Genomic DNA, 15277 nt, shown 5'->3' with positions numbered 1-15277 from the left:
AATGTGATTCCGTGTAGATTGATTAAGTGGTTGTGAATGCTGGGCGATAATGCTCTGGTAATTCAAAGGTTTTTAGACTGTGACTGATGGGGCATACAAAGCGGAAAAAACACGATGTTAGCGCTAAATCGGGGCAATGTTCAGCACCATTTCCATGTAAACGGTCGCCCACTACCGGATGGCCAAGACTAGCCATATGAATCCGAATTTGATGTTTACGTCCTGTGTCTATTTTTACCTGCACCTTGGATTGATCCAACGTAGCGTCGTAGGTGAGTAAAGTGGCGTGTGATAGCGCGGGCTTATTATCAACAGGGCTATCAATGGTAACGGGCTTGCTCGGAAATGCACCTTCAACAATCACTTGATAGTATTTTTCTAATGCACGTGTTTCAAATAGTTTAGCGATGGCTGCAGTGGTTTTTTTACTGTGTCCAAGCACTAATAAACCGGTTGCAGCGCGGTCCAGACGATGAATAATAAACGCATTGCGTTGCGGTTGTAAGTTCAACTCGGCGTAGCGGTTGATTGTGGTGTGATCACTCCACTTTGAACCTTGGCAACGCATACCATAAGGCTTATACCAAATACTGTATTCACCTTCATCAAACAGTAACTCTGCCGGAGCAACTTGTTCGTCTAAAATATATTGATTGTAATAAAGATGCAGTTTATCTCCGGGTTGCAGAGGTTTTTTCGCGCGCCGAATACGATTGGTTTGCTTGCCGTGACTGTGCCATATAGCGCCTTTTTGCATGGCATCTTTTAGCACTTGTTTACTCAAACCACTGGTTTGTGCCAGTAAATTGATAGCATCAGTACCATGTTCAGTTACATCAATATGGTATTCAGTTTTATCTACAATCATTTGCAACTCTATAGATCCATTCGGTACACGGTCATTTAGGGGTAAATGTTACCTTATTTGGCTGCTGTATGTTTATTAGTTAATGAAACTTTCTCTTGCGTCGCGTATCTGGGTATCATCTGCGGCAAAGTTGTTTTAGCATAATGCGACAAAACATAGCAGCAATTGGAGTAGGTAATTTGGAACACATCATTTGGGATCTTGACCCTGTGCTGATCTCGTTCATGGGGTTAAAGGTTCATTGGTATGGGGCGTTATTTGCATTAGCGATTGCGACTGGCTTTCAAGTGATGAAGCGCATTTACACAAAAGAGGGTTTAGATGTTGAATCTCTCGACAACCTGCTGGTTTATTGTGTGGTCGGCATTATTGTTGGTGCGCGTTTAGCCCATTGTATTTTCTACGATCCGAGTTATTACTTGGCACATCCGTTGAAAATTTTCGCCATTTGGGAAGGGGGACTTGCCAGCCATGGTGGTGGACTAGGGGCGATATTGGCCTTGTATTATTACCAGCGCAAAGTGAAGTTACCGTTTTTATTTTTACTTGATCGTTTAGCGATCGCGACTGCCATATTTGGCTTTTTTGTGCGTTTGGCAAACTTTGCTAATTCAGAGATTATAGGTGATCCAACCACGCAGCCATGGGGCATTATTTTTAAGCGGATTGATATGATACCGCGTCACCCTGCGCAACTGTATGAGTCGTTTGCTTATTTATTGATATTTGTTGGCCTTTACGCCATTTATAAATATACCAATATGAAGCAAAAGCACGGTGCGATATTTGGCGTGTTTTTAGTGTCGGTCTTTAGTGCGCGTATTGCGATTGAAAGCGTTAAAGTCAGTCAAGCGGCCTACCATGAATCAATACTCAGTGCCGGACAATGGTTAAGCTTACCGTTTTTATTCACTGGCATTGTATTGCTGATTATGGCTTACCGTAAACCCAGTTAAGCGCTGAGATACCATATAGAATCTATAACAAAAACGTCCTATGCCAGATGGCATAGGACGTTTTTTTATAAGGATGATTTAGCCATAAGTGACTTATTTATCCTACTGTTATTTTCTATAATGGTTTCATACCAGCAGGCAAATATTTAAAGCGCTGCATTTGTTCGTAATGCGTGTTGACAATTTTTTGCACTTGTTCAGTCGTGAGTTTAGTTTTCCACTGATGCTTGCCACCATTTCTAAAGAAGGCATTAGCATTTTCGTGTTTCTCTACAAAGCCGCGTTTATTTTCTTGGGCTTTTAGTTGTGCGAAAGAAGAGTGCTTAATGGCATTTTTTAATCTAACAGGATCCTTTTTCAAGCCTAAAAATGACTCCACTTTTCTGAAGGCTTTTTTGGGGTCATCCAAAATATCTTCGTAGCGTAAAATCAACTTTGAAGCATCATCGGCGGTCCAACTAGACACGTGCATAGACCAAGAGGTAATGATTTGCGGCACATGTGGTACTTCATTTGGTGTGCCAGTCATTTCTTCTGCCATATAAGCTATGGCTTCATCTATGGTGTAATCAAAGTAATTGGCCATTGAAATGGCCACATCTAGCGGGTTACGAACCACATAAATTGCCCCTGATGTTACCGTCGAATTATGCAGTGGCTGGCTATTATATTCGCCCAAGTAGTTGTGGGTTTTGACAAATGTAGTGCCATTGGCTTGGTGAGCAATATCAGCCTGAACCTGTGGCCTCAGTACACTAATTTCTTCTAAAGTTAGTTCGGTGGTGGCCGTTTTATCTTTGGGTAAATAAGGTCGATAACGGTGCGCAGCCGATTCCGCTGTCGAAATGGTGTGCATGGTATTGATGTCGATTGGCTGATCTTGATTTTGAATGTAATTTTCTAAAAATGCACGCACCCAGGTATTACCCGATTTAGGGTAAGAGGCCACCCAAAGTATGTTTCCCATCCGTAATCCTTTGTTATTATTTTTGCATCGTTCAATGCTGTAAAACTACCGATAATTGTCCGAAATGGCAAGTTTACTGGGGTGTTTAGCGAGGAATTAGAGTGTGATTATAGCGATGATAATATCACTCAATGTAAACCTTGTTATGCATATCACCCTTGATCCCTCACGGTTTATTGTTAAGTAATAAGATTGATTGCTTTACATCAAATCGCGGGTAAATGTAACATGTTTGTTAATGAATGCCTTGCAACAGTTTGCTAGAGGTAATTTAGGCTGTATTAGGTATAAAACAACAAGGAGAGTTTTTGATGAATGTTAATGCAACGCTGGTTGGTCAGTTAATTGTTATTTTCGCATTGGTAGTGGGTGTTATCAGTTATTTTATTGGTCGTCGTAAAACACAATCGCCGATTCTGGCTGGTGTGCTTGGCGCTGTATTATCAATTGTACCGCTATTTGGTTTGATCTATTTAGTGGTGTTGATGCTAAAGAGTGATGTTAATTTAGGCGCAGAAACCGCAAGTCGTTAGCAAGGATGTGTACAATATTGTGACTAAGGACAGCACATATGAAGTATTTACCTTGTTTAGTCGCTAGTGTTTTAGTGTTATATGCGAACTCACTAGCATTTCAACTATCGGTAAAATATTCGCCGGTAATCGATTATCTTCTATTGGTGCCCGATTTGAATAGTCACAGTTGGGAGTACTTATTAATCGCGGGATATGAATCCTTGATTCGGCTGCTGGCAACTTTGTTTATTTTATTGATATTTAGGAAGATTGTTCCTCAGTCTCCCTTTAATGTTAAGGCTGCTGCTTTGATACAGTTGCCATTCGTGCTTCTAGTCGTACTAAATTTCGATTCAACTGATTCAACATTAATTCCTGGCTCTGCTTACGAAGCATTCCGTTTAATCGGTTCTATTTCAGAGTGTGTTTCAGTATTAATGGCTTACGGCTTAATCGTTGCGTACAACAAATTCACCTCAGAAAAAATTGCGGTTACCTCTTCACCATAGCGTTGGGTATTATCAGTTGAGCCTTAAAAGGTGATAGCCAAGTTTTGTGGTACTTTACCGCGCTAACTCGGCTCTCATTCAGTCGCTGTGTCCGTGGGGTTACCCTGTAAACGCTTTGATTTTACCTAAGCAACCCTTTATACTTGCCGCTGCATTTTTATGCAGTGCGCGTTTATTAAATTTTAAGCTTAATGTACATATATTAAAGAGGTTGTCTTTCCGTAATGAATATTAAGCCGCATTAGTTTTTCCTCCCCTATTTGGATCGCTAAGATCCGTCCGTAATTGCTGCCTTGTTGGTAGTTTTTGTTGTATATCATTATCCAATATCATTTTGTCGTATTAATGAGTTAATTTCACTGCTGACGCGCGCAGATATTTCTGGCGTTAACATCTGTTATTGGCATATTGGCTAACATTAAAACAGAGTAAAACACATGATACAAAGCATGAAAAAAGAGTGGTTCTCTAACATCCGTGGAGACCTATTAGCCGGTATTGTTGTCGCGCTGGCGTTAATTCCTGAAGCGATTGCCTTTTCGATTATTGCCGGGGTGGATCCCAAAGTTGGCCTATATGCTTCCTTCTGTATTGCAGTCGTGATTGCGTTTACCGGCGGTCGTCCGGGCATGATTTCGGCCGCGACTGGCGCTATGGCGCTATTGATGGTGACCTTAGTCAAAGAGCATGGTCTTGAGTATTTATTAGCGGCGACGTTATTGACCGGCCTGTTTCAAATTGCAGCAGGTTACTTAAAACTGGGCAGTTTGATGCGATTTGTCTCGCGTTCGGTCGTGACCGGTTTTGTGAATGCGCTGGCCATTTTGATTTTTATGGCACAGTTACCTGAGCTTACAAATGTGACGTGGCATGTGTACGCCATGACCGCAGCTGGACTGGGGATTATTTACTTATTCCCATTAATCCCTGTGATCGGAAAATCCTTACCGTCACCTTTAATATGTATTGTTGGCTTAACCATTTTTGCGGTGTATATGGGATTAGATATCCGTACCGTAGGCGATATGGGGCAGTTGCCAGATACCTTACCGATTTTCCTTTGGCCAGAAGTGCCATTAACCCTTGAAACCTTAATGATCATCTTGCCTTATTCTGCTGGTCTTGCGGTTGTTGGTTTATTGGAATCGATGATGACAGCAACTATTGTTGATGACTTAACCGATACCCCAAGTGATAAAAACCGCGAATGTAAAGGCCAGGGTATTGCCAATATCGGTGCGGGTTTACTGGGCGGTATGGCGGGTTGTGCCATGATCGGTCAATCAATTATTAACGTTAAGTCTGGTGGTCGTGGGCGTTTGTCGACATTTTCGGCGGGTCTTTTTCTGTTAGTGTTAATCGTATTTCTGGGGGATTGGTTAAAAATGATCCCGATGGCAGCACTTGTCGCGGTGATGATCATGGTGTCTATTGGAACCTTCTCTTGGGATTCTATCCGTAATCTTAAACATCATCCTTTATCGACCAATCTTGTGATGGTTGCCACAGTAGTTGTCGTTGTCGCTACCCATAATTTAGCGATTGGGGTATTTGTGGGTGTGCTACTTGCCTCGTTATTCTTTGCCAATAAAGTGGGCCGTTTTATGGTGGTTAAAAGCAGCGACACTACTGCAGAAACCGGGCGTCATTATCACATTATTGGCCAAGTCTTTTTTGCCTCAGCAGATAAGTTCAGTAACTCATTTGATTTCAGAGAAGTGGTTGATAAGGTGACGATTGATTTATCTCAAGCACATTTTTGGGATATTACCGCCGTATCTGCTCTGGATAAAGTAGTGATTAAATTCCGCCGTGAAGGGACTGAAGTTGAGATAATTGGCCTTAACGCCGCCAGCGCGACCATAGTCGATAAATTTGGTGTGCATGATAAACCAGAAGACGTTGAAAAAATGATGTCTGGTCACTAAGCCCATAGCAACAGCATAAAAGGATAATAATGATGACAAATGTGATTGCCTGTATTGATGGTTCAAAAGCCACACACGCGGTATCTGATGCTAGTGGGTGGGCGGCGATGAAGTTGCATGCCCCGGTGACGTTATTACATGTATTGGATAAGTCTGCCTACCCGACAGAGTTAAATTTGTCGGGAAATATTGGCCTTGGGAGTCGTGAGCATCTGCTGGCTGAAATGGTTGAGCTTGAAGGACGCATGAGTAAACTCGCGCTCGAACAAGGTAAATATATGCTCCAAGATGCTCAAACCAGCATTGTAGCTGGACAACCTTCAGTGGTGGTGCAAACACTGCAGCGCCATGGGGATTTAGTGGAAACGCTACTGGAGCAGGAAGCCGATGCCAGACTGGTGGTTATTGGTCGTCAAGGTGAGCAACATCAAGATCAGGCGCAAGCGATTGGCAGTCATTTAGAAAGTGTTATTCGCACCCTTAAACAGCCAATTTTAGTAGTGATGGCTGAGTTTACAACGCCAAGCCGTTTTATGATTGCCTATGATGGCAGTGCCACCTCGAAAACCGTGCTTGAACGAGTGATAAGCAGCCCACTACTTAAAGGGCTCGAATGTCATTTAGTGATGGTGTCAGATAATCAGTCTCAAGCGCTAACCGAATTGACCTCAGTTGCCGACTCTCTTACTGAGGCTGGTTTTGAGGTAACAACTGCGGTTTGTCAGGGCGAAGTGCAAACGGCTCTTGAAGCTTATCAACTCGCACACCAAATTGATTTAATGGTCATGGGGGCTTATGGCCATTCACGTATTCGTGAGTTTTTTGTTGGGAGTAATACCACACGGATGATCAGTAAAAGTCATATTCCATTGTTGTTATTGCGCTAAGCAAAAAAGACTAGCGTCGCTTCGCTGCTAGGGCGGACTATGTCCTGCTAGGATCGCTTCGCTGCTAGGGCGGACTACGTCCTGCAAGGATCGCTTCGCTGCTAGGGCGGACTTACGTCCTGCTAGGATCGCTTCGCTGCTAGGGCGGACTTACGTCCTGCTAGGGTCGCTTCGCTGCTAGGGCGTGACTTCGTCACTGCTAGGGTCGCTTCGCTGCTAGGGCGTGACTTCGTCACTGCTAGAGTCGCTTCGCTGCTAGGATTTTATAGGATCTCGCCGCGTAGCGTCCTAGCAGCGCAGCGATCTAGGCTTTTGCTTTTAAAGCGTTCTGCGCTTTAATTCACTAAGACACTAGCGGTTAGGCCAAGCTCGTCGTACTTGGCCGTAGTGACTTTTCTGCTTTAACCGCACACACCTTATACTCAGGGATTTTAGCAATCGGATCTAATGCATTGATGGTCAGCTTATTGGCTGCCGCTTCGGCAAAGTGAAACGGTAAAAATAATACTCCTACCTGAGCTCGCTTAGTGACAAAGGCGGCTATCTCTATTTCTCCTCGGCGAGTGCTCAGTGTTAGCATATCACCGTTATTGACGCCCAATTGCTCGGCATCAAAAACCGATATCATCACTCTGGGCGCACCTTTAATATCCAGTTCCGGGGTTTTGCGCGTCATGGTGCCAGTATGGAACTGTTCCAACAAACGGCCTGTTGACAGGGTTAATGGATACTCGCTATCGGGCATTTCGGCAGGGAGACGGTAACTCACCGGGATCATTCTGCCTTTGCCGCGTAAAAATGTCTCTGTGTGTAAAATCGGTGTGCCAGGATGGTTTTCATCAAGGCACGGCCACTGTAAACCATCTACCTTGTGTTCAAGGCGTTGCCAGGTTAACCCTTGGTATTGCGGGGTAACCTGATTAATTTCTTGCCAAATATCTTTGGTGCTGTGGTAATGCCAGTCTGCATCAAGGCTATTGGCAATCATTTGGATTATTTTCCAGTCTACCAGCGCATCTCCTGGTGGGGTTAACGCCACCCGTAATTGTTGTACCCGACGTTCGGTATTGGTGAAATGGCCATCTTTTTCGGCAAAGGCGGTTGCGGGTAATACCACATGAGCCATTTGGGCGGTTTCGGTTAAAAAGATGTCTTGCACCAGCATGAATTTGATTTTGGATAGTGCAGCGATCACATGGGCTTGATCCGGATCGCTTAGCACTGGGTTTTCACCTAAAACATACAGTGCATCGATTTTGCCTTTGACAATAGCTTGCATGATTTCTGTCGCTGCTAATCCTATGTTTGGATTAAGCGAAGTATTGCCCCAAGCTTTAGCAAACTTAGCTTGATGAATCGGGTCATTAATTTTTTGATAGCCGGGATAATAATTGGGTAAGGCACCCATATCACAAGCACCTTGAACGTTACTTTGGCCGCGCAACGGATTTAGCCCGCCGCCATTGACGCCGATATTTCCACACAGTAGTTGTAAGTTAGAGGTAGACACCACGTTGTCATAACCCGAGGTATGCTGGGTGATGCCCATGGCGTAATACAAGGCCGTTTTGTTTGCGGTGCCGATCATTTTTGCCATAGTGGCAATATCTTTTGCCCTTACACCAGTAATTAACGCCGCATTGGTTAAGTTATAATCTGGCTTCATCACTTCTTGCTTAAGCAATTGATAGTCTTCAATACGGCTATTGATGTAGTGCATATCTTGCCAGTTATTGATGATAATTTGCTGCATGATGGCATTGAGTAACATCACATCTGTGCCCGGCTTATGTGAGACATATAAATGGGCGCTGTCTGCGATAGTGGTTTTCTTTGGGTCGGCCACAATTAAGCGCGCGCCGTGTTGATTGACGGCTCGTTTAATATGCGAGGCAATAATAGGGTGGGCGCTGGTGGTATCCGAGCCGATGATAAAAATCACATCTGAGTCTTTAATACTGGGAATATCATTGGTCATTGCCCCGCCACCAAGGGTATCGGACAAGCCGGCAACTGATGATGAATGACACAGTCTCGCGCAATGATCTATATTGTTGGTACCCATGATACTGCGGGTCAATTTCTGCATTAAATAGTTTTCTTCATTGGTGCATTTAGCCGAAGATAATGCGGCAAACTTGCTTGGCCCAGTGGCATCTTTAATCGGTTGCAGTTGCTCGGCAATATAGCGAATGGCCTCGCTCCAAGTGGCGGGTTGTAGCTGACCATTTTTACGAATTAATGGCGTGGTAAGACGTTTAGGGCTGTTTAAAAAATCAAATCCAGAGCGTCCTTTGACACACAGCATCCCCTCATTCACCTGTGAGTGAGTATCGCCTGTGACGCGCATAACGTGATTTTTGCTTTGGTCGACATGCAGTTCAACCCGGCAACCAACGCCACAATATGTGCACACGGTTGAGGTTCTGGTTAACGCTCTATCGCTGCCTTGGGTTTTATCGCGGGCATCAACCAAAGCACCAGTGGGGCAGACTTGTACGCAGTTACCACATTGCACACAATCGCTGTCATTCATCGATGCAGTAAAGCCAACACGAGGGGCGTTGCGGCTAATGCCTGCGGTTGTAGCGTCAGGAAGTGCTTGATAGCTATTGGCTTCAAAAGCGATAACATTATGACCACTTTGCTGATGGCAGGCGTCAATACAGGCTCCGCAACTGATGCAACGATTGGCATCAAAAGTAATAAAAGGTGCACTGTTATCGACTTTAAATTTACGCGCCTGGGTTTGGTCTAGAGTTTTGCCATCGACTTTATATTCGGTGGCATAGTCACGTAACTGACAAGCGGTATTAGCTTGGCAAGCACATTCTAAACAGCGCATAGCTTCTTTTATTGCCTCATCGGCAATGAAGCCTAGCTCAACTTCGCCAAAGTTCAGTGCGCGATTTAATTGCGATAGCTCAGGCATTTTTAGTCGCGAACGTTTAACTGTGCCCGGGTATAAGTCTGCAGACAATGACGCCGTGTTATCGGCTTTTGTTGAGTTAAAATCTTGAGGCTGTAAATGACAGGTTAACCCCTCAGTGAGTAATCCTTCAATTGCTTCAGCGGCTTTTCGGCCATCGGCCACCGCACCCACGGCGGTTCCTGGGCCGGTGCGAGAATCACCAATAACAAACAGTTTCTCCACTCCTGCAGACATAGTTTGCTCACAACCAAGAAAAGTATGCCAGCGGGTGAGGGCAAGGTGACCGGTGTCGATTTGGTTTTCTGGTTGGTCTAAAAAGTCTAAATCTACCTGTTGAGATACCGCCGCAATAACGGTATCAAAAGCTTCTTCAAAGGTTTCACCTGTGGCTTTAGGCGAGCGTCGCCCTGATGCATCGGGCTCACCGAGCGCCATTTTAGCAAACGTCACAGACTTGACTCGGCCTTGGTCATCACTGTGGTTTTCAATTGGATTGGTAAGAAAGTGAAACTTAACCCCTTCGACCTCGGCTTCATGTATTTCATAGGGTTCTGCGGGCATTTCATCGCGGCTACGGCGATAGATTAAGGTCACATCAGCACCATCGCGCACAGCGGTTCGGGCACAATCAATTGCGGTGTTACCCCCACCAATAACGGCGACTTTTTTGCCAGTGATTAATGTCTTGTTGGTGCAATAATCGCGTAAATAGTCGACACCCAAATAGCAGCCTGCTAAATCGCTGCCAGGGTAATTCATTGGCACCGCTTTTTGTGCGCCAATAGCGAGGCAAACAGCATCATAATTGGCGACTAAATCGTGTAGATTGATGTCACGACCGAGTTCTACGCCAGTTTGTATCTTAAGTCCGTTGCGAGTGAGTAGTTCAATTTCTTTATCCAGAATGTCTTTGGGTAAGCGGTACTCTGGGATGCCGTAACGTAACCAGCCGCCCGCTTTGGCTGCTGATTCCATAATAGTGACATCGTGACCATTATTAGACAGATAATAACCGGCAGTTAGCCCCGCAGGGCCACTGCCGATAATGGCAATACGCTTATTGGTTGCCGGTGCTCTTGGTGGTACATAAGACTCTAGATCATGTAAATCTAAATCTGCGGCATGACGTTTTAATTGGCGAATCGCCACAGGTTCATCAACAAGCCCTCGGCGACACTGGGCTTCACAAAAAGCAGGGCAGACACGGCCAATTGACAGTGGCATAGGTAAGGTTTTTTTGATCACTTTGACCGCTTCTTTATGCTCACCTCTGCCGATATGATACAGATAAGACTGCACGTCAACACCCGCAGGACAGGCAGTTTGGCAAGGGGCTTCACAATCGGCAAAATGGTCGCTGAGAATATGCTTAAGTGCATCTTGACGGATTTTGCTTAAACCGATCGACCGAGTTATCACCTCTAAACCCGCTTCAAGCGGCGTTTCACATGCGCGAACACATCGTAAACTTCCATCATTATTTTTTATGTGTACTTGGCATAAGTTACAGTGCTGCTTGGCTTGATTGTGGGAGAAATCACACAAGCTGGGGATATTAATACCGGCGTCAGTGGCAGCTTTTAATAAGTTATCTGCCTTAGGCAGCGATAACGATATGCCGTCGATAGTGATATCTATCATTGCAATACCTTCTAATTGGTTGAGTCACTGGCTAGGTTTTGCTGCCATTGAGAATACGACGATGAGGGCTTTATTGAGCGACCAAAGCGCAGATCGACTGTGTCTATAGAGGGGAGAACTGTCAGTCATGCAGGTCCATCTTGATAACTTTTTCTCGCCTCCCTAGTCGTATTAGCAGCCATTTACAATAGCCATATACAATGTAGCCAGTTTAATTTGCTGGGCGATACTCAGTTGTGACCTAGATCATTTTTAATGAAGATAAATGAAGCTCATAAATTTAATTGCTATTAAACAATTGCTTGGTGTGTTTTTCTGACTTGTTGAGATGACGAGTTTGGTGAGGTTTTTATATTGCTGTTCTGTATGTTAAACAGTTGGATGCGTTACTGGTTTCGCTGGCGCTAAATTGAAACAGGCTCAACGGATGCCGTTGAGCCTGTTTGTTGTTGCTGCAGTATTTGTTGCCGTTGTATTTGTGGCTATTACAGTGGTTATTTCAGTTTAAATACCACTTCCACTCTGTCGCTAATTGTCACTTGGCCTTGCTGATAAGTTTGCGCGACATCTGAACTTACTTTCATGCTGGCGCGGTACATTTCTGGTTGATTTGATTGTTGCGGAAAGTATCTCACCTGCCATACTCCGTCAATTTCTTCACCAAAGCCTTTGGCTAACGATTGCGCTTTTTGCTTGGCATCCACAATGGCAGCTTGGCGTGCTTGCTCAATAATATCGGCTTCTTTGCTGGATTTTAGCTGTATATTACTGATGTTATTAATGCCTTCTACTAAAGCGCTGTCGAGTAATTCATTTAAGCTGTTCAGATCCACTACTGTGACTGTCATTTGGCGACTTGCGCTATAGCCGGTTAGCTTACGTGGTTCATTTTGCACATACATGTATTGTGGGTTGAGTTGTAAATTAGCACTTTGAATGTGTTTTTTATCAACACCCGCTTTGAGTAAACGCTGCATAAATTGGCTGACCGCTTGGTCGGCTTGATCTTTAGCCGCTTTAGCGCTATCGGCTTCGACTAATACTTCAACATTGATGATAGCCATGTCTGCAGACGCTTCTATGGTGCTGGTTCCCACGGTTTCAATATTTGCGAAACTAAGCTCGGCCGCTTGCACCGTGGATAAACTGCTGCTGGCGGTTAAGGTAAATAATGCGCCAGAGATAATGCTGGTAAGTAAAGTTTTATTCATTGATGACTCCGCTAATGGTTAGCTTAATGCTGTGAAAATACAGGTTTAAATGGGTCTGTTAAGAGTGTAAACGTAGCCAAATTAAAAAAGGGTTTTTTTATTGATCATTATTTACATTAAAAGATATCAGCATAGGTTTTAAGCTGCTCAAGTCATATGAGCAACCCAGACTTTATCATCTTAACATTCATATTGCAGGGTGCGCTTTTTGCTGCAGGCGGTACTCGCTTGGCGTGGTACCTTGCCAGCGCTTAAATGCTCGGCGAAAATTAGCTACATCCACATAGCCTAATTGATAGGAAAGTTGTTTAATACTGCCTTGAGATTGTGACAAGTAGTGCTTGGCAATCTGATGATTTACCGACGCCACAATACTTTTATAGCTACTTTGCTGTTGGGCTAAATGGCGATGTACCGTGCGAGGTGTCATGTGAAAATGCGCTGCAGTGTCGCTTAAGCTTGGCAATGGCACCGGGCTTTGCAGTAAATACTGGTATAGCTTGTCGCTCAAACTTTGTTGACCGTTAAGCTGCTTAAGTTCGTTAATACACCATTGTTTAGCTTGCATAAATGAGCTGGGGTCGGCCATATCAAGAGGTTGTGTCATTGATGCTAGGGTTAACATTAGCTGGGTCTTAGCTTGATTAAAATGAACCGGAGCCTTAAATAATTCTGCGTACTGCTGCCAATAACTGGGTGGCGCAAAACTGATATTCACCTGGCATAATGGTGACGATTGCGGCGTGAGTTGTTGTAACAACTTAGTCAGGGTCACTAAAAGAGCATCCATATAGGGTTGCTGTATCATGCCCAGTGGTTGAACTGCTTCAAGGGTAACAACCAAAGCCTTGGTCGTTTCGTGGATGCTTATCTTAACCAGCGGCGTACGGGTGTTAATAAACTGCTTTAATGTCTCAATGGCTTGTTTGAGAGTGCTGCTGTTAAGCATGGCAAATCCCATCATGCCATGAGTGTTAATACCGATACGATTACCCACATGTAAACCTAAGTCTGGTCTGGCCGAAAGGTGAATGGCAGAGGCGATTAGGCGTTGATAATCATCAAAACTTACTTGATAGTGCGGGTCTTGTAATTGCTCAAGTGTCATACCATTATGAGCTAGCCAGATATTAACATTACAGTCCCACTGGCGCAGCTGTTGGTAAACTTGGTTTAAGTAAAAAATCGGCAGTGGCTGCATAGCATCCTTATCAATGGCTTTTATAGCAATCCTGTTTATCAGTTGTAATGGATTTATCCGTACTTGTCTATTAATGACCCCTTTATGTCCATCTCCCCCTCTTTGCTAGCTTGTCTGCTGGCGTAAAGTAAACCTTTAACCTTTAAAGGACTGTATATGTTGTCGATGTTTACCGCCAAAGCAGTGAGCTTAACCATTAATGACGCCCTTGTGGTTGAGCAAGCCAGCGTAAAACACACTATTTTAACTTCGGCACTGGCAGCCAATATTGCCTTTCCCCATCATTGCCAGGTTGGCAGTTGTGGCGCTTGTCGGTGCCAGTTAGTGTCCGGTGAGGTTAAACAATTAACCGACAGTGCTTATGTGCTGTCAGCCAAAGCAATCGCTCAAGGAATGATTTTGGCGTGTCAAAGCATGCCAATATCTGCTGTCAATATTAAGGTTAATCTGCTTCAGCGTCAGTTGGCTGATGAACCGCAAGAGTGAGGAGATGTTAATGTTTAAGTACCTTAAGTTTATGTCGCTTCACCTTATGGCGCTGATCGCCATTGCCAGTATTACTTTAGGTGAGTCGTACATTAGTATGGGTTTTGCCATTTGGGTAGCGGTGTACTTAGGCGGCGATATGATATTTGGTGATGATGTACAAGCGCCAAGCTATCGCTTTACAGCTTTACTGACGTGGCAGTTATGGCTGGCGTTGCCCTTAACCGTGATGTTGGTATTTGTGTGCTGCTGGCAATTTGCCAGTCAAGATATTGGTCAATATGGGGCTTGGGTCAGCAGTCTTAGTGGTTATGATGTGTTACTCGCGCGTGAAAATACCAGCGTGGTTCAGTATGGGGTGATGGTGATTTATTTGGGCTTAGTGGTTGGGGTAATGGCCACCATTACTGGGCACGAATTAACTCATCGAACTTGGCAGCCGGTGTCATTATTGATTGGTCGCTGGTTATTGGCATTTAGCTTTGATGCTAACTTTGCCATTGAGCATGTGTATGGGCATCACAAATATGTCAGTACCTTGGACGATCCCGCCACTGCGCCTCGTGGTCGTAATGTCTATGCGCACATTGTTATATCGACCATTAAAGGCAACATAAGTGCATGGCATATTGAACGCCAAAGGCTGTTGCGTAAGCAGCTTGCTGTATGGAGTTGGCATAATAAAGCGTTAAGAGGCTATGCCATGAGCTTAGTCATTATGCTGTGGGTGTTCTGGCTGGCGGGTTGGCAGGGATTAAGCTTTTTTGTGCTAATGGGGTTATGGGCTAAAGCGACCTTAGAGATAGTTAATTATATGGAGCATTATGGCTTAGTGCGAGCCGTTAATTCGCCAGTACAGGCGCACCATTCTTGGAATACAAATAAACGAGTGAGTTCGTGGGCGATGTTTAATTTAACCCGCCATTCGCATCATCATGCTCAAGGGCAATTGCCTTATCATCAATTATTGCCATATCCACAGGCACCGCAAATGATTGGTGGCTATCTTAGTACCTTTGTTATTACGCTTATTCCGCCATTATGGCATCGGCTCATGTTGCCTAAATTACAGCATTGGGATGGGCACTTTGCCACGCCTATTGAGTATCAACTTGCTCAGCAAGCCAATGCAAACAGTGGTATTGCTGCTTACCAAGCTTGTGCTTAACCTTACTA

At 44.4% G+C, this 15277-nt stretch carries 12 protein-coding genes; 7 read left to right on the top strand and 5 right to left on the bottom strand.

From position 1 onward, the window contains the following. Positions 1–22: 22 nt before the first annotated feature. Positions 23–868 (bottom strand): pseudouridine synthase family protein, encoded by an 846-nt coding sequence (locus tag ACED29_RS08860; protein WP_371697483.1) that lies wholly within the window; start codon positions 866–868, stop codon positions 23–25. A 179-nt stretch (positions 869–1047) separates the two neighbouring features. On the opposite strand from ACED29_RS08860, the gene lgt reads away from it, so the two are divergent. Further along, the gene (lgt, locus tag ACED29_RS08855) at positions 1048–1824 is read left to right on the top strand and encodes a prolipoprotein diacylglyceryl transferase (RefSeq protein WP_124015528.1); all 777 of its coding nucleotides are present in this window, start codon (positions 1048–1050) and stop codon (positions 1822–1824) included. Between the two features lie 115 nt (positions 1825–1939). Here lgt and ACED29_RS08850 read toward each other — a convergent pair whose 3' ends face one another. Next, the gene (locus ACED29_RS08850) at positions 1940–2791 is read right to left on the bottom strand and encodes a sulfotransferase domain-containing protein (RefSeq protein ID WP_124015529.1); all 852 of its coding nucleotides are present in this window, start codon (positions 2789–2791) and stop codon (positions 1940–1942) included. Between the two features lie 311 nt (positions 2792–3102). Between ACED29_RS08850 and ACED29_RS08845 the strand changes: the two genes are divergently transcribed. From ACED29_RS08845 to ACED29_RS08830, 4 genes are all read left to right on the top strand, one after another. Next, positions 3103–3324: a hypothetical protein gene (locus ACED29_RS08845; protein WP_124015530.1), complete on the top strand. Its 222-nt coding sequence runs from the start codon at positions 3103–3105 to the stop codon at positions 3322–3324. Positions 3325–3362: 38 nt separating this feature from the next. After that, positions 3363–3815, top strand: coding sequence for a hypothetical protein (locus tag ACED29_RS08840; RefSeq protein WP_273059340.1), 453 nt, complete (start codon positions 3363–3365; stop codon positions 3813–3815). Between the two features lie 437 nt (positions 3816–4252). Beyond that, on the top strand, positions 4253–5743 hold the full coding sequence (locus ACED29_RS08835; RefSeq protein ID WP_182697514.1) for a SulP family inorganic anion transporter: 1491 nt from the start codon (positions 4253–4255) through the stop codon (positions 5741–5743). Between the two features lie 32 nt (positions 5744–5775). Then, positions 5776–6630 (top strand): universal stress protein, encoded by an 855-nt coding sequence (locus tag ACED29_RS08830; protein WP_371697512.1) that lies wholly within the window; start codon positions 5776–5778, stop codon positions 6628–6630. Positions 6631–6988: 358 nt separating this feature from the next. Here ACED29_RS08830 and fdhF read toward each other — a convergent pair whose 3' ends face one another. The 3 genes from fdhF to ACED29_RS08815 form a co-directional block, all read right to left on the bottom strand. Further along, a complete protein-coding gene (fdhF, locus tag ACED29_RS08825; protein ID WP_371697482.1) occupies positions 6989–11203 on the bottom strand; it encodes a formate dehydrogenase subunit alpha in 4215 nt (1404 codons plus the stop codon). 494 nt (positions 11204–11697) lie between these two features. After that, complete coding sequence (locus tag ACED29_RS08820) at positions 11698–12414, bottom strand: oxidative stress defense protein (RefSeq protein WP_124015534.1); 717 nt, start codon at positions 12412–12414, stop codon at positions 11698–11700. A 187-nt stretch (positions 12415–12601) separates the two neighbouring features. Beyond that, a complete protein-coding gene (locus ACED29_RS08815) occupies positions 12602–13615 on the bottom strand; it encodes an AraC family transcriptional regulator (protein ID WP_182697512.1) in 1014 nt (337 codons plus the stop codon). 156 nt (positions 13616–13771) lie between these two features. Here ACED29_RS08815 and ACED29_RS08810 point away from each other — a divergent pair, with 156 nt between their 5' ends. Both ACED29_RS08810 and ACED29_RS08805 read left to right on the top strand, forming a co-directional pair. Then, positions 13772–14101, top strand: coding sequence for a 2Fe-2S iron-sulfur cluster-binding protein (locus ACED29_RS08810; protein ID WP_124015536.1), 330 nt, complete (start codon positions 13772–13774; stop codon positions 14099–14101). Between the two features lie 10 nt (positions 14102–14111). Next, the gene (locus ACED29_RS08805; RefSeq protein ID WP_220487571.1) at positions 14112–15269 is read left to right on the top strand and encodes an alkane 1-monooxygenase; all 1158 of its coding nucleotides are present in this window, start codon (positions 14112–14114) and stop codon (positions 15267–15269) included. Positions 15270–15277: the final 8 nt, after the last annotated feature.

The organism is Shewanella sp. 5S214 (genome assembly GCF_041439795.1).
Lineage (GTDB): Bacteria > Pseudomonadota > Gammaproteobacteria > Enterobacterales > Shewanellaceae > Shewanella > Shewanella vesiculosa.
This window is presented reverse-complemented; position numbering and strand designations above follow the sequence as displayed.

Coding starts and splice junctions, on each gene's coding strand:
- ACED29_RS08845 (WP_124015530.1), top strand. CDS start 3,103: ATGAATGTTAATGCAACGCTGGTTGGTCAGTTAATTGTTATTTTCGCA.
- ACED29_RS08820 (WP_124015534.1), bottom strand. CDS start 12,414: ATGAATAAAACTTTACTTACCAGCATTATCTCTGGCGCATTATTTACC.
- ACED29_RS08815 (WP_182697512.1), bottom strand. CDS start 13,615: ATGCAGCCACTGCCGATTTTTTACTTAAACCAAGTTTACCAACAGCTG.
- ACED29_RS08860 (WP_371697483.1), bottom strand. CDS start 868: ATGATTGTAGATAAAACTGAATACCATATTGATGTAACTGAACATGGT.
- ACED29_RS08850 (WP_124015529.1), bottom strand. CDS start 2,791: ATGGGAAACATACTTTGGGTGGCCTCTTACCCTAAATCGGGTAATACC.
- fdhF (WP_371697482.1), bottom strand. CDS start 11,203: ATGATAGATATCACTATCGACGGCATATCGTTATCGCTGCCTAAGGCA.
- ACED29_RS08805 (WP_220487571.1), top strand. CDS start 14,112: ATGTTTAAGTACCTTAAGTTTATGTCGCTTCACCTTATGGCGCTGATC.
- ACED29_RS08840 (WP_273059340.1), top strand. CDS start 3,363: ATGAAGTATTTACCTTGTTTAGTCGCTAGTGTTTTAGTGTTATATGCG.
- ACED29_RS08830 (WP_371697512.1), top strand. CDS start 5,776: ATGACAAATGTGATTGCCTGTATTGATGGTTCAAAAGCCACACACGCG.
- ACED29_RS08810 (WP_124015536.1), top strand. CDS start 13,772: ATGTTGTCGATGTTTACCGCCAAAGCAGTGAGCTTAACCATTAATGAC.
- ACED29_RS08835 (WP_182697514.1), top strand. CDS start 4,253: ATGATACAAAGCATGAAAAAAGAGTGGTTCTCTAACATCCGTGGAGAC.